This window comes from Pseudomonas putida, from assembly GCF_001941965.1.
GTDB classification, from domain to species: Bacteria; Pseudomonadota; Gammaproteobacteria; order Pseudomonadales; family Pseudomonadaceae; genus Aquipseudomonas; species Aquipseudomonas putida_L.
On record NZ_MKZO01000005.1, the window covers coordinates 77,360 to 102,336 of the forward strand.

The window sequence follows — 24,977 nt, forward strand, 5'->3', positions numbered from 1 at the left end:
GAACTGCCGCCATGAGCCAACCGCTGTCCCCCGCCGAGTTCGAACAGGCGCTGCGCGCCAAGGGCGCCTACTACCACATCCACCACCCCTACCACGTGGCGATGTATGAAGGCCGCGCGACCCGCGAGCAGATCCAGGGCTGGGTCGCCAACCGGTTCTATTACCAGGTCAACATCCCGATGAAGGACGCGGCGATCCTCGCCAACTGCCCGGACCGGGAGGTGCGCCGCGAGTGGATCCAGCGCCTGCTCGACCACGACGGCGCCCCTGGCGAGGACGGCGGCATCGAGGCCTGGCTGCGCCTCGGCCAGGCGGTCGGCCTGGACCCGGACCAGTTGCGCAGCCAGGAACTGGTGCTGCCCGGCGTGCGCTTCGCCGTGGATGCCTACGTCAACTTCGCCCGCCGCGCCTGCTGGCAGGAAGCGGCCAGCAGTTCGCTGACCGAGCTGTTCGCCCCGCAGATCCACCAGTCGCGCCTGGACACCTGGCCGCAGCACTACCCATGGATCGACCCGGCCGGCTACACCTACTTCCGTACCCGCCTGAGCCAGGCGCGGCGGGATGTCGAGCACGGCCTGAGCATCACCCTGCAGCACTACACGACTGCGGAAGGCCAGCAGCGTATGCTGGAAATCCTGCAGTTCAAGCTGGACATCCTGTGGAGCATGCTCGACGCCATGAGCATGGCCTACGAACTCGATCGCCCGCCCTACCACAGCGTCACCAGCGAGCGGGTCTGGCACAAGGGGATCGCGCTATGAGCTTCGACCGTCACCTGACCCCGCGCTGGCGCCCCGGCTACCGCTTCCAGTACGAACCGGCGCAGAAGGCCCATGTCCTGCTCTACCCCGAGGGCATGATCAAGCTCAACGAGAGCGCGGCGTTGATCGGCGAACTGATCGACGGCGAGCGCGACGTGGCGGCGATCATCGCCCTGCTCGACGAAAAATTCCCTGGCGTGCCCGAGCTTCCCGAAGACATCGAGCAATTCATGGAGGTGGCCCGTGCCGAACACTGGATCATCCTTGAGTGAGCAACCCGGCCAGCCTGAAGTCGGCCTGCCGCTGTGGCTGCTGGCCGAGCTGACCTACCGCTGCCCGCTGCAATGCCCGTACTGTTCCAACCCGCTGGACTTCGCCGAGCAGGGCAAGGAACTGACGACCGAGCAGTGGTTCAAGGTGATGGCCGAAGCGCGGGAAATGGGCGCGGCGCAACTGGGCTTTTCCGGCGGCGAGCCGCTGGTGCGCCAGGACCTCGCCGAGCTGATCGGCGAAGGCCGGCGCCTGGGCTACTACACCAACCTGATCACCTCCGGCATCGGCCTCACCGAGGAAAAGATCGCCACGTTCAAAAAGGCCGGGCTGGACCATATACAGATCAGCTTCCAGGCCAGCGACGAGCAGGTGAACAACCTGCTGGCCGGCTCGAAGAAGGCCTTCGCGCAGAAGCTGGAGATGGCCAGGGCGGTGAAGGCCCACGGTTACCCGATGGTGCTCAACTTCGTCACCCACCGGCACAACATCGACCGCATCGACCGCATCATCGAGCTATGCATCGCCCTCGAAGCCGACTTCGTCGAGCTCGCCACCTGCCAGTTCTACGGCTGGGCGCACCTCAACCGCCTCGGCTTGCTGCCGACCCGGGCCCAACTGGAGCGCGCCGAGCGCATCACCAACGAATACCGCGAACGGCTCAAGGCCGAAGGCAACCCGTGCAAGCTCATCTTCGTCACCCCGGACTACTATGAAGAACGGCCCAAGGCCTGCATGAACGGCTGGGGCAGCGTGTTCCTCACGGTCACCCCGGACGGCACCGCCCTGCCCTGCCACGGCGCGCGGCAGTTGCCGGTGCAGTTCCCCAACGTGCGCGAACACAGCATGCAGCACATCTGGTACGACTCCTTCGGCTTCAACCGCTTCCGGGGGTACGACTGGATGCCCGAACCCTGCCGCTCCTGCGACGAAAAGGAGCGGGATTTCGGCGGCTGCCGCTGCCAGGCGTTCATGCTCACCGGCGATGCCAGCAAAGCCGATCCGGTCTGTGCCAAATCGGCGGACCACGGCCTCATTCTCGCCGCCAGGGAGGAGGCCGAGACCGCCACCCTGACCATCAAGGAGATGACTTTCCGCAATGAGCGCACCTCACGACTTATCGCCCGCGGCTGAGCGCTTCAGCGCCGACCAGGCCGTCGCGGCCGGCACCGACTTCGCCGAACTGAAGGCCGGCCGTCATGGCCTGTTCTGGAACGAATTCCGCCCCCGCGACGGCGCCTGCCGGATCTGGCACTGGCGCGACGGCCAGGCCCGCTGCCTGACGCCGGACGGCTTCAGTGCGCGCAGCCGGGTCTACGAATACGGCGGGCGTTCGTTCTGCCTGGGCGACGATGACGTGATCTTCGTCAACGAGGCGGACCAGCAACTCTATCGCCAGCCCCTGGACGGCGGGCAACCGGTCGCCATGACCCAGGGCGAGCGGCGCTATGGCGATCTGCTCTGGGCCGACGGTCGGGTGCTGGCCGTCGAGGAAAGCGGCACTGAACACCGGCTGGTGGCGATCGGCGACAGCGGGCGCGAGATCCTCGCCGAGGGCGCGGACTTCTATGCCTCGCCGACCCTGAGCGATGACGGCCAGCGCCTGGCCTGGATCGAATGGAGCCGGCCCGATCAGCCGTGGACTGCGACGCGCCTGTATCTGCGCGAAGGCGACGGTGAAACCCGTTGCGTCGCCGGAGACCAAGGCCCGGCGCAATCCCTGCAACAGCCGCGTTTCGACCGTGAAGGCCGGCTGTATTGCCTCTCCGACCTCAACGGTTTCTGGCAGCCCTGGGGCGAATCCGCGCAAGGCTGGCAGGCGCTGCCGAGCTGCGCCGCCGACCACGCTGCCGCGCCGTGGCAACTGGGCGCCAGCACCTGGCTGCCGCTGGACGACGGCTACCTCGCCACCTGGTTCGAACAGGGTTTCTCGCGCCTCGGTCTGCGCCAGCGCGACGGCGCGCTGACCGCGATCGACAGCGAATACAGCCGCTTGCGTTGCCTCGATCTGGATAACGACTTCATCTACGCCGTCGCTGCCTCGCCGGTGCACCCGGCAGCGGTGATCGCCATCGACCGTCGCGATCATTCAGTGCAGGTGCTGGCCGGTGGCGTGCAGCCCCTGCCGGCTGAGCGGGTCAGCAAGCCGCGCGGTTTCACCTACCCCAGTGGCGATGGCGAAGCTCATGGCTTCTTCTATCCGGCGATGAACGGCAAGAAGCCTGCGCCGCTGGTGGTGTTCGTCCATGGCGGGCCGACTTCGGCCTGTTACCCGGTGCTCGACCCGCGCATCCAGTACTGGGCCCAGCGCGGCTTTGCCGTGGCTGACCTCAACTATCGCGGCAGCAGCGGCTATGGCCGGGCCTATCGCCAGGCGCTGCACCTGCGCTGGGGCGAAGTGGATGTGGAGGATGCCTGCGCGGCGGTGTTGTACCTGGCAGGTGAAGGGCTGATCGATCCATACCAGGCGTTCATTCGTGGCGGCAGTGCCGGCGGCTATACCACGCTCTGCGCGCTGGCCTTCGAGGATGTGTTCCGTGGTGGCGCCAGCCTGTACGGCGTCAGCGACCCGCTGGCCCTGACCCGGACCACGCACAAGTTCGAAGGGGATTACCTGGACTGGCTGATCGGCGATCCGCAGCGGGATATCGAGCGTTATCGCGAGCGCACGCCGCTACTGCATGCCGGGAATATCCGCGTGCCGGTGATCTTCTTCCAGGGCGAGCTGGATGCGGTGGTGGTGCCGGAGCAGACGCGCTCGATGCTGAAGGCGTTGAAGGACAAGGGGATCGAGGCAGAAGGACATTTCTATCCGACCGAGCGGCATGGGTTCAGGACGGCGGCGAACCTGGCGCATGCGCTGGAGGAGGAATGGAAGTTCTACAGCAGGATTCTCGACCAGCCTTGAGGGCCCTATCGCTGGCAAGCCAGCTCCCACAGGTTCAGCGGTGCACGCGATCCCTGTGGGAGCTGGCTTGCCAGCGATGAGGCCCTGAAGGTCACCGCTTGGCGATGATGTACACCGCATGCACGATCCCCGGGATGTACCCCAGCAGGGTCAGCAGGATATTCAGCCAGAACGCCCCGCCAAAACCGACCTGCAGGAACACCCCCAGCGGAGGCAGGAGAATGGCGAAGATGATACGAATCAGGTCCATGGAAAGGCTCCCTAAGTGGTGTCCTCATTCTGACTCTGGCCCAAGCCCGACGGTTCCGCTTGTTTCCTCCACACAAAAAAACGCCCCGGACCAAAAACAACAGGCCCAGGGCGACGCGCAGGAACGCGAGACGGTTCTTTGAATTCGTTTACGAGCGGCGGCTGAGCTGCGCGGTATTCACCCGGGCAAAGGCGCGGGCCAGGCGCAGGAGCATTTCGTCGATATTGCCGTGGCTGACGGTCAGCGCTGGCGAGAAGCGCAGCACATTGGCTTGCGGCGCATTGAGCAACAGCCCTTCCTGGCGCGCCGCCCTGACCACTTCCGCCGCCAGCGGCTCATGCAGCTCCAGCCCCCAGAGCAGCCCCTGCCCGCGCACTTCGCCCAGGCCATAACGCCCAGCCAGCCGGCTCAGGCCATCGCGCAGATGACGCCCGGCCGCACCGACCTGATCGAGGAAACCGTGTTCCAGCACGGTTTCCAGCACCGCCAGCCCGGCAGCGCTCATCAAGGCATTGCCGTGATGGCTGCCTTCCAGCTCACCGGCCTCGGCGCAGCACGCCGTACCACGGGCCAGCAACGCCGCCACCGGCACTCCACCGCCCAGGCCCTTGCCGAGGGTGAGGATATCGGCGCGCACACCGTAGGTTTCCTCGGCCAGCAGCGCGCCGCAGCGGCCCATGCCGGTCTGCACCTCGTCGAGGATCAGCAGGATGCCCAGCTCGCGGCACAGGCGCTCGACACCCTTGAGGTAATGCCGGGTCGCCGGGATCACCCCGGCTTCGCCCTGGATCGGCTCGAGCATGATCGCCACGGTGCGCGAGTCCACCGCCGCATGCAGCGCGGCAAGGTCGTTGAACGGCACCTTGCTGAAGCCCGGCAGCCCCGGTTCACAGCGGTTGCACGGCAGCGGGTCGGACGCCGCCAGGGTGCCAAGGCTGCGCCCGTGGCTGCCCTGGCTGGCGGTGATGATGTGGTAGGCGCCATTGCGATGCAGTTGGCCCCACTTGCGCGCCAGCTTGATCGCGCCTTCGCAGGCTTCTGCGCCACTGTTGAGCAGGTAGGCCTGGTCGCTGCCGGTACTTTGGCAGAGCAGGTTGACCAGCTTCAGGTGACCGCTGTTGTGAAACCCGGCCCCGGAGTTGATCAGCGCCAAGGCTTGCCCACTCAGCGCCTGGACCAGCGCCTTCGGACTGTGCCCGAGGCTGTTGACCGCATTGCCCTGGGTGAAGTCGAGGTACGCGCGGCCGTCGCTGTCCCACAGCCAGGAACCCTGGCCCCGCACGAAGACCTGCTCGACCAGTTGCTTGCTCGGCATCAGGCACTCCCGCGACAGCGGATCGACGGCCTCGCTCGGCAGTGGCACCACCTCGACCACCGGGGCGGTCTGGCGGCGCAGATTGAACAGGTTCATGCACGCAACCCTTCCAGTGGCAGGCCGAGCAGGCGGGCGCTCCAGTCTTCGACACGACCGGTGCGCAAGCGCTTGATCGCGATATCGCGCCAGCGTGACGACAGGGCCGGACAATCCACCAGTTTCTTCAAGCCTGCATGCTCCAGGGGTTCACGGTAAAAAGCGTGCAGCGCCCAGTCGACGGTTAGCCCCGGGTAGCTGCGCTGTATCAGTTCGAAAGGCTCGTCGGCACAGACGAAGCCAGGTTTCAGGACCCGGTAGAACCAGCCGCAACGCCCGCTGTCCTGGGCTTCCTGCGGCAGGTCCGGAAGCCCCCAGCGATGGCTCAGGCGATAGCACGGCGAGCGCGGCTGGCTGATCTGCAACAGCGCGCCACCCCAGCGGAACAGGTCGCCGAGGCACACGTCGTGCTCATCGAGGCCATGGGTCGAGAGGTTTTCGCCGAACGCCGGCGCCTGCCAGGCGATCTGTGGATAACGTTTCCGCCACCAGGCGTAGTGCTCGGCCGGATAGTGGTGCAGGGCCCGCTCGGGGCCGGTGTGGAAACGTAGGTCGCCGTGTTCGTCGCTTCCCAGCCCCTGCGGCCATAACCAGAGCCGCCTTGCAACCTCTTCCTTGTCGATATCGGTCATGAGTCCATAACCGAGATTTTTAGCCTTGCCTATGTAAACGCCATCCACATGTACGCTGTTCATTGCGCCCTCTGGGCCTGTAAACCTTGTGAATACGGGCGTAGAGTAGGCTTCCGCCGGCCTTGCGGCCATTTCGTTTTTCGAGCATTTTCGATAAGTAAACCTTATGGATTTCCGCCAACTGCGATATTTCGTCGCGGTGTATGAAGAAGGCCATGTCGGCCGCGCCGCCGAACGCCTGTCGCTGTCCCAGCCGGCGCTGTCGCAGCAGATCCGCCAGCTCGAGCACAGCCTCGATGTCAGCCTGTTCGAACGGGGCAACAAGCGCCTGCTGCCGACCCTGGCCGCGCACACCCTGTACAACCACGCCCTGCCCCTGCTCGACGGCATGCAGCGCGCCCGCGACGCCCTGCGCAACTTCCGCGGCCAGGCCCTGCGCACCCTGGCCATCGGCGTGCTGCAAACGGTGCGCCCGAGCCTGGTGCCCCAGTTGCTCGACCGGGTGCGCAAGGCGCAGCCGCACCTGGTGGTGCAGATCTATGAACTGTCGGGGCTGGAGATCGAACGGCGCCTGCTCAACGGCAGCCTGGACATCGGCATCAGCTACCTGCCGCCGCGCCAGCCGGGGCTGCACGGGCTGCTGCTGTACGAGGACGAGCTGCAGGTGGTGATCCCGAAAACCCACCCGCTGCGCGAATTCAAGAAGGTCTCGCTGAAACAGGCGGCGGAATTGCCGATGATCCTCCTCGGCGAGGAATTCCAGGTGCGGCAGATCTGGCAGGGCCAGTTGGCCAACCTCGGGCGGCGCCCGCAGGTACAGGCCGAGATGAACAATATGGGCGGGATTCTCGACAGCCTGCCGCAGACCTCGCTGGCCACGGTGCTGCCGGGGCGGGCGCAGGAAGCTTCCGAAGACCAGGAGTTGCTGTGGAAGCCGCTGAGCGAGCCGCGGGTGCCGCTCAAGGTCGGCCTGGTGTTCCGCGATGCGCAGCGCCAGCAGGCGTCGGTGGAGTTGCTGCGGACCCTGCTGGAGGAAGAGATCGACCCGCGGCAGATGGGCCTTTCGCCGTTGGGGTGAGTCAGCTGCAAGCTTCAAGCTGCAAGTCATAAGAAAAAGCCGGACCGTGCGCGGCCTGCTCTTTCTTATGACTTGAAGCTTAGAGCTTAAAGCTTGGAAAAAAGAAAACCCCGCCGAAGCGAGGTTTTCCCAGACTGTTTCCCTTTGACTTCCCTTTCTTCCCACCGTCCCGGGCAGGCTTCCTTCGTTCCGTCCTTGTGATGTACTGTGCGCGTCCTGCGCTTCGTCCATGGAAAGAAGATTAACTTCGGATCCAATATGAGAGAAGACGCCAAACGTCACCACGTCATGTAAGCAAATGCTTACATGACGCAATTACCTCAGAACTGCTCGGCCTCCAGCAGGTACAGCGACTCGCTGCCAGCCTTGACCGAGGCGCACAGCGACTGCAGACGCGGCAGCAGGCGGGCGAAGTAGAAACGCGCGGTGCCCAGCTTGCTGGCGTAGAAGTCTTCCTCGCCCTGCTTGGCCAGCGCCGTGCGCGCCATCAGCGCCCACATGTAGGCGTAGGCCACATAGCCAAAGGCGTGCAGGTACTCGACCGACGCCGCGCCGATCTCGTTCGGGTTGCCCTTGGCCCGGTCCAGGACCCAGGCGGTCAGGGAATCCAGGTCGTCCAGCGCAGTATTCAGCGGTTTGACGAACTCGCCCAGCTCGCTGCCGGCGGTGGCAGTGAAATGGCGGATCTCGTCGGCGAACAGCTTGTAGAAGGCGCCGCCGCTGCCGACGATCTTGCGTCCCATCAGGTCCAGGGCCTGGATACCGTTGGTGCCTTCGTAGATCTGGGTGATGCGCACATCACGTACCAGTTGCTCCTGGCCCCACTCGCGGATGTAGCCGTGGCCGCCGAAGACCTGCTGGCCATGCACCGCCGTCTCCAGCCCGAGGTCGGTGAGAAAGGCCTTGGCCACCGGGGTCAGCAGGGCAACCAGGTCTTCCCCGCGCTTGCGGGTGGTGGCGTCTTCGCTGTACTTGGCGGTGTCCAGTTGCATGGCGACATAGGTGGAGAAGGCGCGACCGCCCTCGTTGAGGGCCTTCATGGTCAGCAGCATGCGGCGCACGTCCGGGTGGACGATGATCGGGTCGGCGACCTTGTCCTTGGCCTGCGGGCCGGTCGGGGAACGGCTCTGCAGGCGGTCACGGGCGTATTCGATGGCGTTCTGGTAGGAACGCTCGGCCGAGGCCAGGCCCTGGATGCCGACGCCCAGGCGCTCGTAGTTCATCATGGTGAACATCGCCGCCAGGCCCTTGTTCGGCTCGCCGACAATGTAGCCCACGGCTTCGTCGAAGTTCATCACGCAGGTGGCCGAGGCCTGGATGCCCATCTTGTGCTCGATCGAGCCGCAGGTGGCCGGGTTGCGTTCGCCCAGGCTGCCGTCGGCGTTGACCAGGAACTTCGGCACCAGGAACAGGGAAATGCCCTTCGGCCCGGCCGGCGCGTCCGGCAGCTTGGCCAGCACCAGGTGGATGATGTTCTCGGTGAGGTCGTGTTCGCCGCCGGTGATGAAGATCTTGGTCCCGCTGACCTTGTAGCTGCCGTCCGCCTGCGGCTCGGCGCGGGTGCGGATGATGCCCAGGTCGGTGCCGGCATGGGGCTCGGTCAGGCACATGGAGCCGGCCCAGACCCCGGCGTACATGTTCGGCAGGTACTTTTCCTTCAGCTCTTCGCTGGCGTGGGCGTTGATCGACAGGCAGGCGCCGGCGGTCAGCATCGGGTACAGGCCGAAGGCCAGGCTCGACGAGTTGACCATTTCCTCGACCTGGGCCGAGATCACCTTGGGCATGCCCATGCCGCCGTACACCGGGTCGCCACCGACGCCGACCCAGCCGCCTTCGGCGTAGGTGCGGTAGGCGTCGATGAAACCGGCCGGGGTGCGCACGTTGCCGTTGTCCCAGTGGCAGCCTTCTTCATCGGCGGCGCGGCTGAGCGGGGCGATGGTCTTGCTGGTGACCTTGCCGGCCTCTTCCAGCACGGCCAGGGCGGTGTCTTCGTCTACCGCGTCGGCCAGTCCGGGCAGGGCTGCCCACAGTTTCGAGACTTCGAACACTTCGTTGAGAACGAAGCGCATATCGCGCAGCGGCGCTTTGTAGTCAGCCATGGCAACCTCTCACACCTTGAGTCGTGGACAGTCCCGCAAGGGACCGGTACTAAGGTCTCGGAGTGTAACTGAACAACTTTTGCGACACATAGGGTCATCTAGAGACCGGCAAGTCAGTTTCGGTCACGCCACGCGCAATGCGCCTCGCCGCTCCTTCTGCCCATGGGCCATCACGCAGTTACGCCCCGCTCCCTTGGCCGCGTACAGCGCCTGGTCCGCGGCCTTGAGCACTTCCTCGGGGGTGCGGTGTTCGGGCTGGCGTTCGCAGACGCCGATACTCACGGTCACCGACACGCTTCCGCCCCCCGCCGTACCGCGACGCTGGCGACCTTGCTGGTCGTCCTGCGGGCGGTTCTCCTGGTTGCGCAGCTGGATAGCGTAGTTGGCAATCATCTCGCGCACCGCCTCGAGGTGCGGAATGCATTCTTCCAGGGTCTTGCCGGCGAACACCAGGCAGAACTCCTCGCCGCCGTAGCGGTAGGCGCGGCCGCCGCCGGTGACCTTGGACAGTTTGCTCGCCACCAGGCGCAGGACCTGGTCGCCGACGTCGTGGCCGTGGGTATCGTTGAATTTCTTGAAGTGGTCGACATCGGTCATCGCCAGCACGTAGTTGCGCCCCAGGCGCTGCATGCGCTCGTTCAGCGCGCGGCGGCCCGGCAGGCCGGTGAGTTCGTCGCGGAAGGCCATCTGGTAGGCCTCGTGGGAGACCGACGCGGCGATCATCAGCATCACCTGGCTGCACATGATGTTCAGGGTGAAGGGCAGGATGAAGGTCTGCGGCAGCATCCAGAAGATGCCGATCAAGCCGATGACCTGCGCCGCATGCAGCGGCCGCGGCTCGCGCAGGTATTGCACCACCAGCACCACGAAGGCCAGGAAGAACACCGGGTAGGACATCTGGATCAGGCTCATCCACTGGCCATGCAGCGACGGCCAGCGGATCTCCGCCAGCCAGCTCAGCAGGGCCTGCGGGTAGCTCTGCTCCAGGCCCAGGGCGACGCTGCCGACGGCGAGCAGCACGGCGAAGCGCGCAACCATGTCCTGGAACAGGTGGGTGCGTTCCTGCCAGGCACCGAACAGGGCGAACAGCATCGGCAGCAGCAGGCACACCAGGTGGAACACCACCGCCGCATCCTCGCGCACGCGGCCGTGGTCGCGGTAGAAGTCGGTCTGGGTGTCCAGCAGGTAGTAGGCGATGTACACGGTGATCATCAGGAACAGCTCGCGCTGACGCCGGTACACCGCACAGTAGGCGCCGCCCAGCAGCAGGACCAGGGTCGGCAGGACGTTGAACAGTGACGTGAAGAACACCGACAGGTCGCGGACATAGGCGGCCGCAAGCCCGGACAGCAGCAGGAAGGCCCCGGGGAGGAAATGACTCAGGCGTACAGCGGACAAACGAAACAAGAGAACTCTCCGATCCGGCAGATCGATAATGTCATTGTGCCTTCACTTTATCGGCAATGCACATGAATAGATAAATATTTGGCGTCAATTTATTTAACGGCAGCAAGGGGCTGGAGCTTGAAGCTCATTTGCTGGATCAAATTGGAGAGGTGTGTTGTCTGTAATGGCCTCATCGCTGGCAAGCCAGCTCCCACAGGGTCCGTGTGGGAGCTGGCTTGCCAGCGATGAGGCCCTGAAGGTTTTCACAAGACGAAAAAAAACGCCTGCCGGTGAAGGCAGGCGTTTTTCGTTGAAGCGGGTGAATCAGTACGACAGGCCGAAATGCTCTTCGTCCATCGCCATCAGGTTGTTCGCACCCGAGAGCATGGTCGCGACATGGGTACGGGTACGCGGCAGGATGCGCTGGAAGTAGAAGCGCGCAGTCTGCAACTTGGCGGTGTAGAAGGCTTCCTCGGTGGTGCCGGCAGCCAGCTTCTCGGCGGCCAGGCGGGCGATGTCGGCCCAGAAGTACGCCAGGCAGGCATAGCCGGAGTACATCAGGTAGTCCACCGAAGCGGCACCCACTTCCTCGCGGTCCTTCATGGCCGCCATACCGACCTTCATGGTCAGTTCGCCCCACTCCTTGTTCAGCGCAGCCAGTGGCTCGACGAATTCCTTGACGGCGTCGTTGCCTTCCTGGGCCTGGCAGAACTTGTGCACGATCTTGGTGAAGCCCTTCAGCGCCTCGCCCTGGGTCATCAGGACCTTGCGACCCAGCAGGTCGAGGGCCTGGATGCCGGTGGTGCCTTCGTACAGCATGGAGATGCGGCTATCGCGCACGTTCTGCTCCATGCCCCACTCGGCGATGAAGCCGTGGCCACCGTAGATCTGCACGCCGTGGTTGGCCGATTCGAAGCCGACTTCGGTCATGAACGCCTTGGCGATCGGGGTCATGAAGGCCAGCAGTGCGTCGGCCTTCTTCTTCTCTTCTTCGTCCTGGCTGTACTTGACGATGTCCACCTGCTTGGCGGTGAAGTAGACCATCGCGCGGTTACCCTCGGCGAAGGCCTTCATGGTCAGCAGCATGCGGCGCACGTCCGGGTGGACGATGATCGGGTCGGCTGCCTTGTCCGGTGCTTTCGGGCCGGTCAGGGAGCGCATTTGCAGACGGTCGCGGGCGTATTTCAGGCCACCCTGGAAACCGACTTCGGCGTGGGCCAGGCCTTGCAGCGCGGTCCCCAGGCGAGCGGTGTTCATGAAGGTGAACATGCAGTTCAGGCCTTTGTTGGCCGGGCCGATCAGGAAGCCGGTGGCGGCGTCGAAGTTCATCACGCAAGTGGCGTTGCCGTGGATGCCCATCTTGTGTTCCAGGGAACCACAGGTCACGGCGTTGCGCTCGCCCACGCCGCCTTCGGCGTTGGGCAGGAACTTCGGCACGATGAACAGGGAAATGCCCTTGGTACCAGCCGGTGCGTCCGGCAGGCGGGCCAGGACGATATGGACGATGTTGTCGGCCATGTCGTGTTCACCGGCCGAGATGAAGATCTTGGTGCCGGTGACTTTGTAGGAACCGTCGGCCTGAGGCTCGGCCTTGGTGCGCAGCATGCCCAGGTCGGTACCGCAGTGTGGCTCGGTCAGGCACATGGTGCCGGTCCATTCGCCGGTGACCAGCTTGCTCAGGTAGGTGTGCTGCTGCTCGGCGGTACCGTGGGCGGACAGGGTGTTCATCGCGCCATGGGACAGGCCCGGGTACATGCCCCAGGACCAGTTGGACTCGCCGACCATTTCGCTGATCGCCAGGCCCAGCGACTCAGGCAGACCCTGGCCGCCGTGCTCGACGTCATGGGCCAGGCTCGGCCAGCCGCCTTCGACGAACTGCTTGTAGGCTTCCTTGAAGCCGGTCGGGGTCTTCACGCCGGATTCGCTCCAGGTGCAGCCTTCCAGGTCACCAACGCGGTTCAGCGGGGCCAGTACCTGTTCACAGAACTTCGCGCCTTCTTCAAGAATGGCGTCGACCATGTCCGGCGTGGCGTCCTGGCAACCCGGCAGGCTTTGATAGTGCGCTTCATAGCCGAGCAGTTCATCACGGACGAAACGAATATCACGCAAGGGGGCTTTGTATTCAGGCATAGCGATGAACCTCTGCTGATGAACCTTGTTAGGAGAGAGACCACACCGACCAGCTCTAGGCGGCCTTCGGTCAAACAGTTGTTTGAAACATACGTTTACGCCTGTTGCTTGTCAACACCCCGCCCACGGCACTTTTGCCATCGTCCAGACGAACTACAAGCGTAGGAAAAGTCCTAGTAACGCGCAGCCGAACGCCCGGCACAACGGCCAAGGCGCTGATGAATAAAGGCTAGCGGGAAAAGATGAAGCCTGAGGCGTTGTGCCTCAGGCGTAGGTGTCGATCAGCGTGCCGAGCATTTCGTCCGATGCTTTGGCCACTTTGACACCGAGTTCGACCTGGTGCTTGCCCAAGGCCTGTTCGACGGTGGCGGTGGCCATGTCCATCTGCTGGCTGCGATCGACGGAACGCAGGCGCTCGGCCTGGAAGTCGCTGGATTGACTGGTGGCGGCGCGCTCTACGGTGTTGTTGGCGATCTGGCTGGCGGCCTGGTCGACCCGCTGCTGCCCGGCCTGAATGGCGCCCAGGCCGGCATAGAATGCGGAACTGCCCGAGATTTCCATTTCAAAACTCCAGTAAAGAGAGTGGCAATACAGTGGCTTATTGAAGCAGAGATGGGCAGAGATTGCCGTTGAAAAACACTAATGGGGTTGGGGGTTGCGATAGAGAGGAACTAGCAGACTGACACAAAACCCTGTGGGAGCTGGCTTGCCAGCGATGAGGCCAGCTTGAGCAATGATGCTGTCAGGCCTGGCCCAATCGCTGGCAAGCCAGCTCCCACAGGGTCCGTTGTCAATCCAGGAGATCGATCTGCAGATGCTCTGCCACCGCCTCCGCCGAAGCGATCTTCAGCTTCGGCACCCTCCCCAGGCACGGCGCCGGCAAGCGCTCGGCCAGGCTGGCCAGATTCTCCTCGAGCCGCGACGTGCGCGGATCGATGATGTTCGCTACCCACCCCGCCAGTTGCAGACCATCCCGGGCAATCGCCTCGGCACTGAGCAGCGCATGGTTGATACACCCCAAACGCACGCCCACCACCAGGATCACCGGCAGCTTCAGCGCCATCGCCAGGTCCGACAGGTTGGCCACGTGGGACAACGGTACGCGCCAGCCTCCGGCACCTTCGATCAAGGTGAAATCGGCTTGCTGCGCCAATACCTCGCGCATCGGTCCGAGCAGGCCCTGCACGCTCAACTCGACCCCGGCCTCCCGCGCCGCCAGATGCGGGGCGATGGCCGGTTCGAAGGCAAACGGATTGATCCGTTCATAAGGCAGCCTCAGCGTGCTCTGCGCCATCAGCGCCAGGGCGTCGCTGTTGCGCAGCCCCTTCGGCGTGACTTCGCACCCCGAAGCCACCGGTTTCGCGCCGAGGGTGCTCAACCCGGCGAGCTGCGCCGCCTGCAACAGGCCGGCGGCGATGGTGGTCTTGCCCACGTCGGTGTCGGTTCCGGCGATGAAGTAGGCCGCGCTCATCTCACTCCCCTTCTGTCAGCGGCTTGCGCAAGACCCCATAGACCACCTGGTAGGTGGCCGGCAGGCCCTGCGGCTGGCGAAACTGCTCGTAAGCCTGCAGCAGTCCTTGCATCCGCGCCCGTCCGGTCAGCCCGGCGGGACGCCCGGGGTTGAGGTTGTGCGCGCCCAGGGCCTTGAGCTCATGGGTCAGACTGCGCACATCAGGGTAGTGCAACACATGGGGTCGTGCATGCAGATCGAGTACTTCCAGACCGCTTTCTGCACATAACCGCTGGTAGTCCTCGAAGTGCCGGAAACGATTGACGTGCACCATGCCGTCCACCGCCTCCCAACTCGCCCGCAGTTCATGCAGGGTGCCGACGCACAGGCTGGAGAAGGCCAGCACGCCGCCGGGCTGCAGCACCCGCCGCGCTTCGGCCAGCACCGCACGGAAATTCGCGCACCACTGCACCGCGAGGCTGGAGAACATCAGGTCGGCGCACGCTGCGCGCAGCGGCAGGCGCTCGGCATCGCCGGCAACGTAATAGTCCGCGCCGCCGGCAGCGCGGGCATGGCGCAGCATGCCCTCGGCGATATCCACCGCCACGCCCAGCCCGTCCGCATACCGCCCTTGCAGTGCCCGGCTGAAATGCCCGGTGCCGCTGCCGAGATCGACCCAGCAACGCGGCGCCAGGCCCGGCGGCACCTGCTCCAGCAGATGCCCGCCCACCGCCCGCTGCAACTCGGCGACGCTGTCGTAGCTGGCGGCCGCACGGGAAAAGGACGCGGCCACCTGGCGCTTGTCGGGCAAGGCGCCGGGCAGGCCGGGTCGGGATAGATCAGTCATCGCCACTCTCATGCAGGAAGGTCTTGATATTGGCCGCCAGCTCTTGCGGGTATTCGAGGATGAACGCGTGGGAAGCGCCTTCGACCAAACCCACCTCGACATCCGGCAGCCATTCGCTCAGGGCCCGCGCCGCCTCGGCCGGAACCAGTTCATCGGCGCCGGCGAACAGGTGCAGTTGTGGCCCGGCATAACGTTGCAGGGCTGCACGGGTGTCCAGGCGCCCGAGCACTTCCAGACCTTTGACGAGCAGCACCGGGTCGGTATCCGGCACGCCGATGCCCAGTTGCCGCAACAGGCTGCGCGGCTCCTGCGCACCTTCGCTGCACAGCGACTTGAAGCGCTTGAGGGTCACCGCGGTATGACTGCGGCAGCCATCGACGAAGGTTTCGAAGGTGTCCGGCGGCATGCCGTCCGGCCAGTCGGGACGGGCGACGAAGCTGAGGTTGCTGGCGAAGGTCAGCAGCCCGCAGCAGTGATCGCCGCGGCGGGCCGCCAGTTCTGCGGCGAGCATGCCGCCTAGCGACCAGCCCCCGAGCCAGGTGTCCTTCGGCAGGCGCCGGTCCAGCTCGTCGAGCCAGGCTTGCGGGTCATCGCTGACCAGGTTGGGCAGGCTCGCCAGTTCAACCCTGAGTCCGGCGTCCTGTGCCCTGAGACTTGCCGCCAGCGGTTCCAGCGCGGCGCTGCCCAGGCCCCAGCCCGGCAGAAGGATCAGATGGTTACGCATCGACAGGCTCCAACAGCGGATAGCACTCGGCCAATGCATTCAACAATAGCTGGACCTGCGCAGCGCTGTGGGCGGCGGTCAGGGTCACCCGCAGGCGGGCGCTGCCGGCGGGCACGGTGGGCGGACGGATGGCGGTCACCAGCAGGCCGCGCTCGCGCAGCATGCGCGACAGTTGCATCGCCCGCCCGGCATCGCCGATGAGAATCGGCTGGATCGGCGTGAAGCTGTCCATCAGCTCCAGGCCGAGCGCCTCGGCGCCGCCGCGGAACTGGGCGATCAACGCGGCCAGGTGCTCGCGGCGCCAGTGTTCGTCGCGCAGCAGGCTCAGGCTCTTCAGGGTCGCGCAGGCCAGCGCCGGGGGCTGGCTGGTGGTGTAGATGTACGGGCGGGCGAACTGCACCAGGCTTTCGATCAGGTCCTCGCTGCCAGCTACAAAGGCGCCGGCGGTGCCGAAGGCCTTGCCCAGGGTACCGACCAGCACCGGCAGTTCTTCAAGGCTCAGGCCGAAGTGCTCGGCCACGCCACCGCCATGCCGGCCGAGGGTGCCGAAACCATGGGCGTCGTCGACCATCAGCCAGGCATCCTTGGCCCGGGCGCGGTTGACCAGCTCCGGCAGGTCGGCGATATCGCCGTCCATGCTGAACACGCCATCGGTGACCACCAGGGTATTGCCCTCGGCCTTGTCCAGGCGCTTGTCGAGGCTGTCGGCGTCGTTGTGCAGGTAGCGGTTGAAACGAGCGCCGCTGAGCAGGCCGGCATCCAGCAGCGAGGCATGGTTGAGGCGGTCCTGCAACACGGTATCGCCCTGCCCCACCAGCGCGGTGACCGCGCCGAGGTTGGCCATGTAGCCGGTGGTGAACAGCAGCGCCCGCGGGCGCCCGGTGAACTCGGCCAGGGCTTCTTCCAGCTCGTGATGCGGGGTGCTGTGACCCACCACAAGATGCGATGCACCACCACCCACGCCCCAGCGCTCGGCGCCGGCACGCCAGGCGGCGATCACCTCGGGATGATTGGCCAGGCCCAGGTAATCGTTGCTGCAGAAGGCCAGCAGCGGCTGCCCGTCCACCACCACCTGCGGGCCCTGCGGGCTCTGCAACAGCGGGCGCTGGCGGTGCAGGTCAGCGGCGCGCCTCTGTTCGAGACGCGCACGAAGATCGAAGCTCATGGCAACCTCAGGCGGACGCGGCGTCGTAGAACAGCTCGCTGCTCTTCTGCTCGATCAATGCCTGTTCGATGGCCGCCTGGTGCACTTCGTCGGCATGCTCTTCGCGGGCTTCCGGCTTGATGCCGAGGCGGGCGAACAGCTGCATGTCCTTGTCGGCCTGGGGGTTGGCGGTAGTCAGCAGCTTCTCGCCGTAGAAGATCGAGTTGGCCCCGGCCATGAAGGCCAGCGCCTGCATCTGCTCGTTCATCTGCTCGCGGCCGGCGGACAGACGCACGTGGGACTGCGGCATGAGGATCCGCGCTACCGCCAGCATGCGGATGAAGTCGAACGGATCGACGTCCTCGGCGTTTTCCAGCGGCGTGCCGGCGACCTTAACCAGCATGTTGATCGGCACCGATTCCGGGTGCTCGGGCAGGTTGGCCAGCTGGATCAGCAGGCCGGCGCGGTCGTCCAGCGACTCGCCCATGCCGAGGATGCCGCCGGAGCAGATCTTCATGCCCGCGTCACGCACATAGGCCAGGGTCTGCAGGCGCTCGCCGTAGGTGCGGGTGGTGATGATGCTGCCGTAGAACTCCGGCGAGGTGTCGAGGTTGTGGTTGTAGTAGTCCAGGCCCGCTTCGGCCAGGGCCTGGGTCTGCTCCTGGTCGAGGCGGCCGAGGGTCATGCAGGTTTCCAGGCCCATGGCCTTGACCCCTTTGACCATCTCCAGCACGTAGGGCATGTCCTTGGCCGACGGGTGCTTCCACGCCGCGCCCATGCAGAAACGGGTGGAGCCGATGGCCTTGGCCCGGGCGGCTTCCTCCAGGACCTTCTGCACTTCCATCAGTTTCTGCTTGTCCAGGCCGGTGTTGTAGTGACCGGACTGCGGACAATATTTGCAATCTTCCGGGCAGGCGCCGGTCTTGATCGACAGCAGGGTCGAGACCTGGACGCGGTTGGGGTCGAAATGCGCACGGTGCACAGTCTGCGCCTGGAACAGCAGGTCGTTGAACGGCTGCTGGAACAGGGCTTTGACTTCGGCCAGGGACCAGTCGTGACGAAGCGTTGCAGTTGTGCTGGCGCTCATGGGCGTTTCCTTGTTTAGGCTTGTACTGGCGCGGGGGTCGGATCGCCCGCCAGCGCATCACGGATAGCCCGCATAGTTAAGGAAGGCCAATGCGCTGTCAACCTTGCAAGAAAACACAAGTTTACATCTGCACAAATAATGATCAGAACTGTTTATTGTGCGATGAACCCGCCGAACAGGTCCATCCGATTTGCTCGTCCTGTGAAAGCGAACTGCCCTGGCTGGATGAACGTTGCCGGATCTGCGCCCTGCCCTTGCCGCTCGACGGCCTGCTCTGTGGCCAGTGCGCGCGGCAGCGCCCCGCCTTTCGTCGGGTCGAGGCGCCGTGGCACTACGGTTTTCCGCTGGACGCCCTGATCACCCGCTTCAAGCACCAGCGCCAATGGCCACTGGGCCGGCTGATGGCGCAGATGCTCGGCAACTGGCTGGCACACCGGTTCGCCGACGGGCTGCCGCGCCCGGCGCTGCTGCTGCCCGTGCCCATGGCCAGCCGGCGCTTGCGCCAGCGCGGCTACAACCAGGCGGCGATGCTCGCTGAATGGATCGCCGCGCAACTGGCGATCCCCTGCGACACCGAGCTGCTGACCCGCCCCCTCGACACCACCGCGCAACAGGAACTCGACGCCCGCGCACGCAAGCGCAACCTCAGGAATGCCTTCGCCCTCACCCGTCCCGAGGCCATCGAGGGCGTGCATGTGGCGCTGGTGGACGACGTGCTGACCACCGGCGCCACCGCCCAGGCCCTGGCCCGATTGCTGCGCGATACCGGCGCGGCGCGGGTGGATGTCTACTGCCTGGCGCGCACCCCGCGACCCGGCAGTGCTTGACTTGGCGCGGTGGGGCGGGCAATTTCCTGCCGATCATCGTCAGCTTTCGTACCGACCCCATGCCCTTGCCTACGCCCCTGTCCCAGCACATCGTCCGTCGTCCGCAACGCATCGCCCTGTTGCAGCACATTGATGAGCAAGGCTCCATCACCCGTGCCGCGAAAGCCGCGGGCATGAGCTACAAGGCCGCCTGGGATGCGATCGACGAACTCAACAACCTCGCCGCGCGGCCGCTGGTGGAACGAAGCACCGGCGGGCGTGGCGGTGGCGGCGCCCGTCTGTCGGATGAAGGCCGCCGGGTGCTGCGCCTTTACCAGCGCCTGCAGATCCTTCAGGCGCAGATCCTCGAAGAAGCCGAGGACAGCAGCGACCTCGACCTGCTCGGCCGCCTGATGCTGCGCACCAGCGCGCGCAATCAGCTGCACGGGCGGGTCAGCGCGATCCACCCGCAGGGGCGCAACGACACCATCGAACTGACCCTGGCCGGCGACCTGCGCATCGAAGCGCAGATCACCCACGACAGCACCCACCGCCTGGAACTGGAGCCCGGCACTGCCGTGGTCGCCCTGATCAAGGCCGGCTGGCTGGAGCTGGCGACCCGCGATGCCCCGGTGCCACAGGGGACCAACAGCCTGGAAGCGACGATCGATGAATGGCTGGACGATCCCCAGGGCTCCAGCGAGCTGCGCTTGAGCCTGGGCAGCGGGCAGATCCTGTGCGCCTTCGCCGAGCCGGAATGGCTGCGTAGCCATGACCTTGCCGTCGGAAGTGTCGTACAGGTTCGATTCCTTCCGACCTACGTTCTTCTCGGAACACCCGTCTGAAATCGGCCACAAAACTGTCATAGGGCCTGATTAAGGTGACTGCCACAAACCGCAGGAAGCCTGTCATGAACCTATTAGAAGAAAACCAGCCGACCGATCTCGAGCAGATTATCGGCCTGAGCCGTCGCCGTTTCATCGGTGCCGGCGCCTTGTGTGGAGCGGCGCTGTTTCTCGGTGGCAACCTGCTGAGCCGCAGCGTGCTGGCCGATAGCGTGAGTGCCGCTTCCGGCAGCCCGTTGCTCGGTTTCAGCGCAATTCCCTCGTCCACCGCCGATGGCATCAGCCTGCCGCCGGGCTACAAGGCCTCGGTGCTGATCAGCTGGGGCCAGCCCCTGCATGCCGACTCGCCGGCCTTCGACCCGTCCGGCAAGGGCACGGCCAAGGCCCAGGAAGTGCAGTTCGGCGACAACAACGACGGCATGAGCCTGTTCCCCTTCCCGGGTGACGAAAACCGCGCGCTCATGGCGATCAACAACGAATACACCAACTACCGCTACCTGTTCGACCACGGCGGCCAGCCGGCCAATGCCGAAGACGTGCACAAGGCCCAGGCCTCGGAAGGCGTGTCGGTGATCGAAGTGCAGCGCAAGAACGGCCAGTGGCAGTTCGTCCAGGGCTCCAAATACAACCGCCGCATCCACGGCAACACGCCGATCCGCCTGAGCGGCCCGGCGGCGGGTGATGCCTGGCTGCGTACCGCGGCCGACAACAGCGCGACCAAGGTCCTCGGCACCTTCCAGAACTGCGCCAACGGCAAGACCCCATGGGGCACCTACCTGACCTGCGAAGAGAACTTCACCGACTGCTTCGGCAGCAGCAATCCGCAGCAGGCCTTCGACGCCGGGCAGAAGCGCTACGGCGCCTCGGTGGCGGGCAAGGAAGTCGGCTGGCACCTGCATGACCCGCGTTTCGACCTGGCGAAGAACCCCAACGAACTGAACCGGCATGGCTGGGTAGTGGAGATCGACCCGTTCGATCCGAAGTCCACCCCGGTCAAGCGCACCGCCCTCGGCCGCTTCAAGCACGAGAACGCCGCCCTCGGCGAGACCCGTGACGGCCGCGCCGTGGTGTACATGGGCGACGACGAGCGTGGCGAGTTCATCTACAAGTTCATCAGCCGCGAGCGCATCGACCACAAGAACCCTACCGCCAACCGCAACCTGCTGGACCACGGCACCCTGTACGTGGCGCGCTTCGACGATGGCGACGGCAACCCGAACCATCCGAAAGGCAAGGGCCAGTGGCTGGAACTGACCCATGGCAAGAACGGCCTGAATGCGGCGGCCGGTTTCGCCAACCAGGCCCAGGTGCTGATCCACGCACGTCTCGCCGCGAGCCTGCTGAAGGCCACGCGCATGGACCGGCCGGAATGGATCGTGGTGAGCCCGAAGGACGGGCAGATCTATTGCACCCTGACCAACAACGTCAAGCGTGGTGAGGAAGGCCAGCCGGTGGGTGGGCCGAACCCGCGGGAGAAGAACGTCTACGGGCAGATCCTGCGCTGGCGCGAGACGGGTGATGATCATGGTTCGATGGAATTCGACTGGGACCTGTTCGTGGTCGCCGGCAATCCCGAGGTGCACCCGGGTGCAGCGAAAGGCGGCTCGGACAATGTCACCGCGCAGAACATGTTCAACAGCCCCGATGGTCTGGGCTTCGACCCGGATGGCCGGCTGTGGATCCTCACGGACGGCGACTACAGCAATGCCGGGGACTTCGCTGGCATGGGCAATAACCAGATGTTGTGCGCCGACCCGGCGACCGGGGAAATCCGCCGCTTCATGGTCGGTCCGGTGGCCTGCGAAGTGACCGGGATTGCCTTTGCTCCGGACCAGAAGACCTTGTTCGTGGGGATCCAGCACCCGGGTGAAACCGGCGGTTCGACCTTCCCTGAGCATTTGCCGAATGGCAAGCCGCGGTCGTCGGTGATGGCGATTACCCGCGAGGATGGCGGCATTATCGGCGCCTGACACACAAGGACCGGTTAACACAAAACCCTGTGGGAGCTGGCTTGCCAGCGATGAGGCCGGCATGAGCGATGAGGTTGCCCGATCTGGCCAAATCGCTGGCAAGCCAGCTCCCACAAGGTTCTGTGAAAGCCTTCAGAATTGGACCTCTCCAGGAAACACCCCCTGAGTTACCATGCCGGAATCGATGCGGCCTCTTTACGCCGCACAGCCGGAGTCGCGCATGTCCCACCCCTTCGATACCCTCACCCCCGATCTGGTCCTGGATGCCATCGAAAGCCAGGACCTGCTCAGCGATGCCCGGGTCCTGGCGCTGAACAGCTACGAGAACCGCGTCTACCAGGTCGGCATCGAAGACGCCGAACCGGTGATCGCCAAGTTCTACCGCCCCGACCGCTGGAGCGATGCCGCGATCCTCGAGGAACACGCCTTCACCGCCGAACTGGCCGACTGCGAAGTGCCGGTGGTCGCCCCGCTGCTGCACAACGGCAAGACCCTGTTCGAACACGCCGGCTTCCGCTTCGCCCTGTTCCCCCGGCGTGGCGGTCGAGCACCGGAGCCCGGCAATCTCGACCAGCTCTACCGCCTCGGCCAACTGCTCGGCCGCCTGCACGCCGTCGGCGCCAGCCGCCCGTTCGCCGAGCGCGAGAGCCTCGCTGTGGATAACTTCGGCCACGCTTCCCTGGCCACCCTGCTGGAAGGTGACTACGTCCCGAAAAGCCTGCTGCCCGCCTTCGAATCCGTGGCCCGCGACCTGCTCAAGCGCATCGAGGCGATCTACGCCCGCACTCCGCACAAGCAGATCCGCCTGCACGGCGATTGCCACCCCGGCAACCTGATGTGCCGCGACGAGGTGTTCCATATCGTCGACCTCGACGACTGCCGCATGGGCCCCGCCGTCCAGGACCTGTGGATGATGCTCGCCGGCAGCCGCGAGGAACGCCTCGGCCAGCTCGCCGAACTGATGGACGGCTACAACGAGTTCCACGATTTCGACCCGCGTGAACTGGCCCTGATCGAACCCCTGCGCGGCCTGCGCCTGCTGCACTACAGCGCCTGGCTGGCACGGCGCTGGGACGACCCGGCCTTCCCGCGCAGCTTCCCCTGGTTCGGCCAGGAGCGCTATTGGGGCGACCAGATCCTCGCACTGCGCGAACAATGCGCCGCGCTGGACGAAGAGCCTCTCAAATTGTTCTAAAAGCGGCACGACGTCTGTCTACAATAGCCGCGCATTTAGCTAGCTAAGCAAGGATCATCATGACTGCCGCCAACCCGCGCCGCGGGTACATTCTCGGCCTGACCGCCTATATCATCTGGGGCCTGTTCCCCATCTACTTCAAGCTGCTGCAAAGCGTCCCGGCGGTGGAGATCATCGTCCACCGGGTGCTCTGGTCAGCGCTGTTCGGCGCAGCGTTGCTGCTGGTGTGGAAACACCCCGGCTGGTGGCGTGAACTGCGTGACAACCCGCGGCGCCTGGCGATCCTCGCCCTGAGCGGCTCGCTGATCGCTTTCAACTGGCTGACCTACGTCTGGGCGGTGAACAACGGGCGCATGCTCGAAGCCAGCCTCGGCTACTACATCAACCCGTTGATCAACGTGCTGCTGGGCATGCTCCTGCTCGGCGAGCGCCTGCGCCGCCTGCAATGGATCGCGGTGGGGATGGCGGCACTGGGCGTGGCCCAGCAGGTCTGGCAAGTCGGCAGCCTGCCGTGGGTGTCGCTGGCCCTGGCGCTGAGCTTCGGCTTCTACGGGCTGATCCGCAAACAGGCGCCTGTAGCGGCCCTGCCCGGTCTTGTAGTGGAAACCTGGATGCTGGTGCCGATTGCCATCGGCTGGCTGCTGCTCAACCCCATGGCCAACAGCGCTCAACCCGAGTTCTACAGCACCAGCCAGGCCCTGTGGCTGATGGCGGCAGGCCCGGTGACCCTGGTGCCGCTGGTCAGCTTCAACGCCGCCGCGCGCCACCTGCCCTACACCACCCTGGGCTTCCTGCAGTACCTGGCGCCGACCCTGGTGCTGCTGCAGGCAGTGCTGCTGTTCGGCGAGCATCTGTCGAGCAGCACCCTGGTAGCGTTCATGTTCATCTGGGCCGGCCTGGCCCTGTACAGCGTCGATGCCTGGCTGACCCTGCGCAAACGCGCCTGATCATAAAATGATCAAACCGCTACAGGCCACGTAATCCGTGGCCTGTAGCAACCTCTCCCAAGGTTATCCACACCCTCATCCCCGTGCTTTGTGCACAAGACCCTGATTTCTGGCGATTTTTTGCTCAATATCCGGAGAGCCTTGATCCGCGCGGCCTGCACGGCTGAGCCCCCAGCTTATCCACAGGGCGATCCCCGTGAAACCGGGATAAGTGGATTGGGGATAACTACTCTTCAGGACGCAGTTCCAGATCGACCATCAGGTCGTCGGCCAGCTCTTCGAGACGGGCTTGCAGGTTGTCCAGCGACAGGGTCAGCGGCACCGCGAGCAAGGCATCGGCATGGAACAGCGGCTCGCTGCTCATCGGGGCCGGGCGCACATCGGTGCTCAAACGCTCGACATTGACCCCCTGCTCCGCCAATAGTCGAGTGATGTCGCGGACGATTCCCGGTCTATCATTGCCCACCAGGCTCATGGCAATCGGCTTCCACGAGCAGGACGGTTCGATCCCGCTTTCCGCGATCAGTACGCGGATGCCGCGCTCGCCCAAGGCCTGCAGGGCCTCGACCAGTTCATCATGGGACTCGGCCGGCACCGCGATACGCAGGATCCCGGCGAACTGCCCGGCCATCCGCGACATGCGGCTCTCCAGCCAGTTGCCGTTATGCTCGGCGATGGTTTGGGCGATACGCTCGACCTGGCCTGCCTTGTCGGCGGCAATGACGGTGAGGACAAGATGGTTCACGCGGACGACCCTCTGCTGGAATACCCGTGGAAACGCCCGTGGCAGCAGGACGTCGGGAAAGTATAGGCAAGGCGCGGCAACCTGCCGCAGGTCAACGGAAAAACGAATCGTGTACTGTTTTAAGATTTATCTGGAACAATCCACTCGTTTTTTGCGAACATATGCCCTCCCAGCGTGACCCTATGCGACCAAACGGTCGCAGAACGACGTATTTAGTCTGATTTTCACATGCGCAGCGCATCATGTAGTATGCCGCAGCGTGGACTACAAAACGTTCCGATCGATGTCTGCC

General features: G+C 64.9%; 23 protein-coding genes. 10 read left to right on the top strand and 13 right to left on the bottom strand.

Features of this window, described 5'->3' with window-relative positions:
• The first annotated feature begins 11 nt into the window (after positions 1–11).
• The 4 genes from pqqC to PSEMO_RS02775 are packed head-to-tail and all read left to right on the top strand — an operon-like array spanning position 12 to position 3,939.
• Positions 12–761 (top strand): pyrroloquinoline-quinone synthase PqqC, encoded by a 750-nt coding sequence (pqqC, locus tag PSEMO_RS02760; RefSeq protein ID WP_075801631.1) that lies wholly within the window; start codon positions 12–14, stop codon positions 759–761.
• Positions 758–1,033: a pyrroloquinoline quinone biosynthesis peptide chaperone PqqD gene (pqqD, locus tag PSEMO_RS02765; RefSeq protein WP_075801632.1), complete on the top strand. Its 276-nt coding sequence runs from the start codon at positions 758–760 to the stop codon at positions 1,031–1,033. Before pqqC ends, pqqD begins: the two co-directional genes overlap by 4 nt.
• Entirely contained in the window at positions 1,005–2,165 is a 1,161-nt protein-coding gene (gene pqqE / locus PSEMO_RS02770; protein WP_075801633.1) for a pyrroloquinoline quinone biosynthesis protein PqqE, read from the top strand. Before pqqD ends, pqqE begins: the two co-directional genes overlap by 29 nt.
• Positions 2,131–3,939 (top strand): S9 family peptidase, encoded by a 1,809-nt coding sequence (locus PSEMO_RS02775; RefSeq protein WP_075801634.1) that lies wholly within the window; start codon positions 2,131–2,133, stop codon positions 3,937–3,939. The genes pqqE and PSEMO_RS02775 overlap by 35 nt, the downstream gene beginning before the upstream one ends.
• 91 nt (positions 3,940–4,030) lie before the next feature.
• Here the strand turns inward: PSEMO_RS02775 and PSEMO_RS02780 are convergent, their stop codons facing one another.
• The 3 genes from PSEMO_RS02780 to PSEMO_RS02790 form a co-directional block, all read right to left on the bottom strand.
• Positions 4,031–4,189: a YqaE/Pmp3 family membrane protein gene (locus PSEMO_RS02780; protein WP_042123980.1), complete on the bottom strand. Its 159-nt coding sequence runs from the start codon at positions 4,187–4,189 to the stop codon at positions 4,031–4,033.
• A gap of 148 nt (positions 4,190–4,337) precedes the next feature.
• Positions 4,338–5,600 carry an aspartate aminotransferase family protein gene (locus PSEMO_RS02785; RefSeq protein WP_075801635.1) on the bottom strand — a complete coding sequence of 421 codons (1,263 nt, stop codon included), beginning with the start codon at positions 5,598–5,600 and terminating at the stop codon, positions 4,338–4,340.
• Positions 5,597–6,295, bottom strand: a complete 699-nt coding sequence (locus PSEMO_RS02790; RefSeq protein WP_075801636.1) for an MOSC domain-containing protein — start codon at positions 6,293–6,295, stop codon at positions 5,597–5,599. Before PSEMO_RS02790 ends, PSEMO_RS02785 begins: the two co-directional genes overlap by 4 nt.
• 103 nt (positions 6,296–6,398) lie before the next feature.
• Between PSEMO_RS02790 and PSEMO_RS02795 the strand changes: the two genes are divergently transcribed.
• Positions 6,399–7,310 (top strand): LysR family transcriptional regulator, encoded by a 912-nt coding sequence (locus tag PSEMO_RS02795; RefSeq protein ID WP_075801637.1) that lies wholly within the window; start codon positions 6,399–6,401, stop codon positions 7,308–7,310.
• A 320-nt stretch (positions 7,311–7,630) separates the two neighbouring features.
• On the opposite strand, the gene PSEMO_RS02800 is transcribed toward PSEMO_RS02795, so the two are convergent.
• The 9 genes from PSEMO_RS02800 to bioB form a co-directional block, all read right to left on the bottom strand.
• The gene (locus tag PSEMO_RS02800) at positions 7,631–9,409 is read right to left on the bottom strand and encodes an acyl-CoA dehydrogenase C-terminal domain-containing protein (protein WP_075801638.1); all 1,779 of its coding nucleotides are present in this window, start codon (positions 9,407–9,409) and stop codon (positions 7,631–7,633) included.
• Between the two features lie 123 nt (positions 9,410–9,532).
• The gene (locus PSEMO_RS02805; protein WP_075801639.1) at positions 9,533–10,816 is read right to left on the bottom strand and encodes a GGDEF domain-containing protein; all 1,284 of its coding nucleotides are present in this window, start codon (positions 10,814–10,816) and stop codon (positions 9,533–9,535) included.
• A gap of 303 nt (positions 10,817–11,119) precedes the next feature.
• A complete protein-coding gene (locus PSEMO_RS02810; RefSeq protein ID WP_075801640.1) occupies positions 11,120–12,925 on the bottom strand; it encodes a phenylacyl-CoA dehydrogenase in 1,806 nt (601 codons plus the stop codon).
• Between the two features lie 264 nt (positions 12,926–13,189).
• Positions 13,190–13,486: a pyrroloquinoline quinone biosynthesis protein PqqE gene (locus PSEMO_RS02815; RefSeq protein ID WP_075801641.1), complete on the bottom strand. Its 297-nt coding sequence runs from the start codon at positions 13,484–13,486 to the stop codon at positions 13,190–13,192.
• 229 nt (positions 13,487–13,715) lie between these two features.
• Positions 13,716–14,396, bottom strand: coding sequence for a dethiobiotin synthase (gene bioD / locus PSEMO_RS02820; protein ID WP_075801642.1), 681 nt, complete (start codon positions 14,394–14,396; stop codon positions 13,716–13,718).
• A 1-nt stretch (position 14,397) separates the two neighbouring features.
• On the bottom strand, positions 14,398–15,222 hold the full coding sequence (gene bioC / locus PSEMO_RS02825) for a malonyl-ACP O-methyltransferase BioC (RefSeq protein ID WP_075801643.1): 825 nt from the start codon (positions 15,220–15,222) through the stop codon (positions 14,398–14,400).
• Positions 15,215–15,946, bottom strand: a complete 732-nt coding sequence (locus PSEMO_RS02830; RefSeq protein WP_075801644.1) for an alpha/beta fold hydrolase — start codon at positions 15,944–15,946, stop codon at positions 15,215–15,217. The genes bioC and PSEMO_RS02830 overlap by 8 nt, the downstream gene beginning before the upstream one ends.
• Complete coding sequence (gene bioF, locus PSEMO_RS02835; RefSeq protein WP_075801645.1) at positions 15,939–17,111, bottom strand: 8-amino-7-oxononanoate synthase; 1,173 nt, start codon at positions 17,109–17,111, stop codon at positions 15,939–15,941. Before bioF ends, PSEMO_RS02830 begins: the two co-directional genes overlap by 8 nt.
• Before the next feature lie 7 nt (positions 17,112–17,118).
• Positions 17,119–18,177: a biotin synthase BioB gene (bioB, locus tag PSEMO_RS02840; protein WP_075801646.1), complete on the bottom strand. Its 1,059-nt coding sequence runs from the start codon at positions 18,175–18,177 to the stop codon at positions 17,119–17,121.
• Between the two features lie 89 nt (positions 18,178–18,266).
• Between bioB and PSEMO_RS02845 the strand changes: the two genes are divergently transcribed.
• The 5 genes from PSEMO_RS02845 (at position 18,267) to rarD (ending at position 23,940) form a co-directional block, all read left to right on the top strand.
• Positions 18,267–19,004, top strand: a complete 738-nt coding sequence (locus PSEMO_RS02845; RefSeq protein WP_075801647.1) for a ComF family protein — start codon at positions 18,267–18,269, stop codon at positions 19,002–19,004.
• A gap of 59 nt (positions 19,005–19,063) precedes the next feature.
• Positions 19,064–19,828: a TOBE-like domain-containing protein gene (locus PSEMO_RS02850; RefSeq protein ID WP_075801700.1), complete on the top strand. Its 765-nt coding sequence runs from the start codon at positions 19,064–19,066 to the stop codon at positions 19,826–19,828.
• Positions 19,829–19,893: 65 nt separating this feature from the next.
• On the top strand, positions 19,894–21,798 hold the full coding sequence (locus PSEMO_RS02855; RefSeq protein ID WP_075801648.1) for a PhoX family protein: 1,905 nt from the start codon (positions 19,894–19,896) through the stop codon (positions 21,796–21,798).
• Between the two features lie 220 nt (positions 21,799–22,018).
• The gene (locus PSEMO_RS02860; protein ID WP_075801649.1) at positions 22,019–22,993 is read left to right on the top strand and encodes a serine/threonine protein kinase; all 975 of its coding nucleotides are present in this window, start codon (positions 22,019–22,021) and stop codon (positions 22,991–22,993) included.
• 59 nt (positions 22,994–23,052) lie between these two features.
• Positions 23,053–23,940 carry an EamA family transporter RarD gene (rarD, locus tag PSEMO_RS02865; RefSeq protein WP_075801650.1) on the top strand — a complete coding sequence of 296 codons (888 nt, stop codon included), beginning with the start codon at positions 23,053–23,055 and terminating at the stop codon, positions 23,938–23,940.
• Between the two features lie 226 nt (positions 23,941–24,166).
• On the opposite strand, the gene PSEMO_RS02870 is transcribed toward rarD, so the two are convergent.
• Entirely contained in the window at positions 24,167–24,685 is a 519-nt protein-coding gene (locus tag PSEMO_RS02870) for a glycine cleavage system protein R (protein ID WP_075801651.1), read from the bottom strand.
• Between the last annotated feature and the right edge of the window lie 292 nt (positions 24,686–24,977).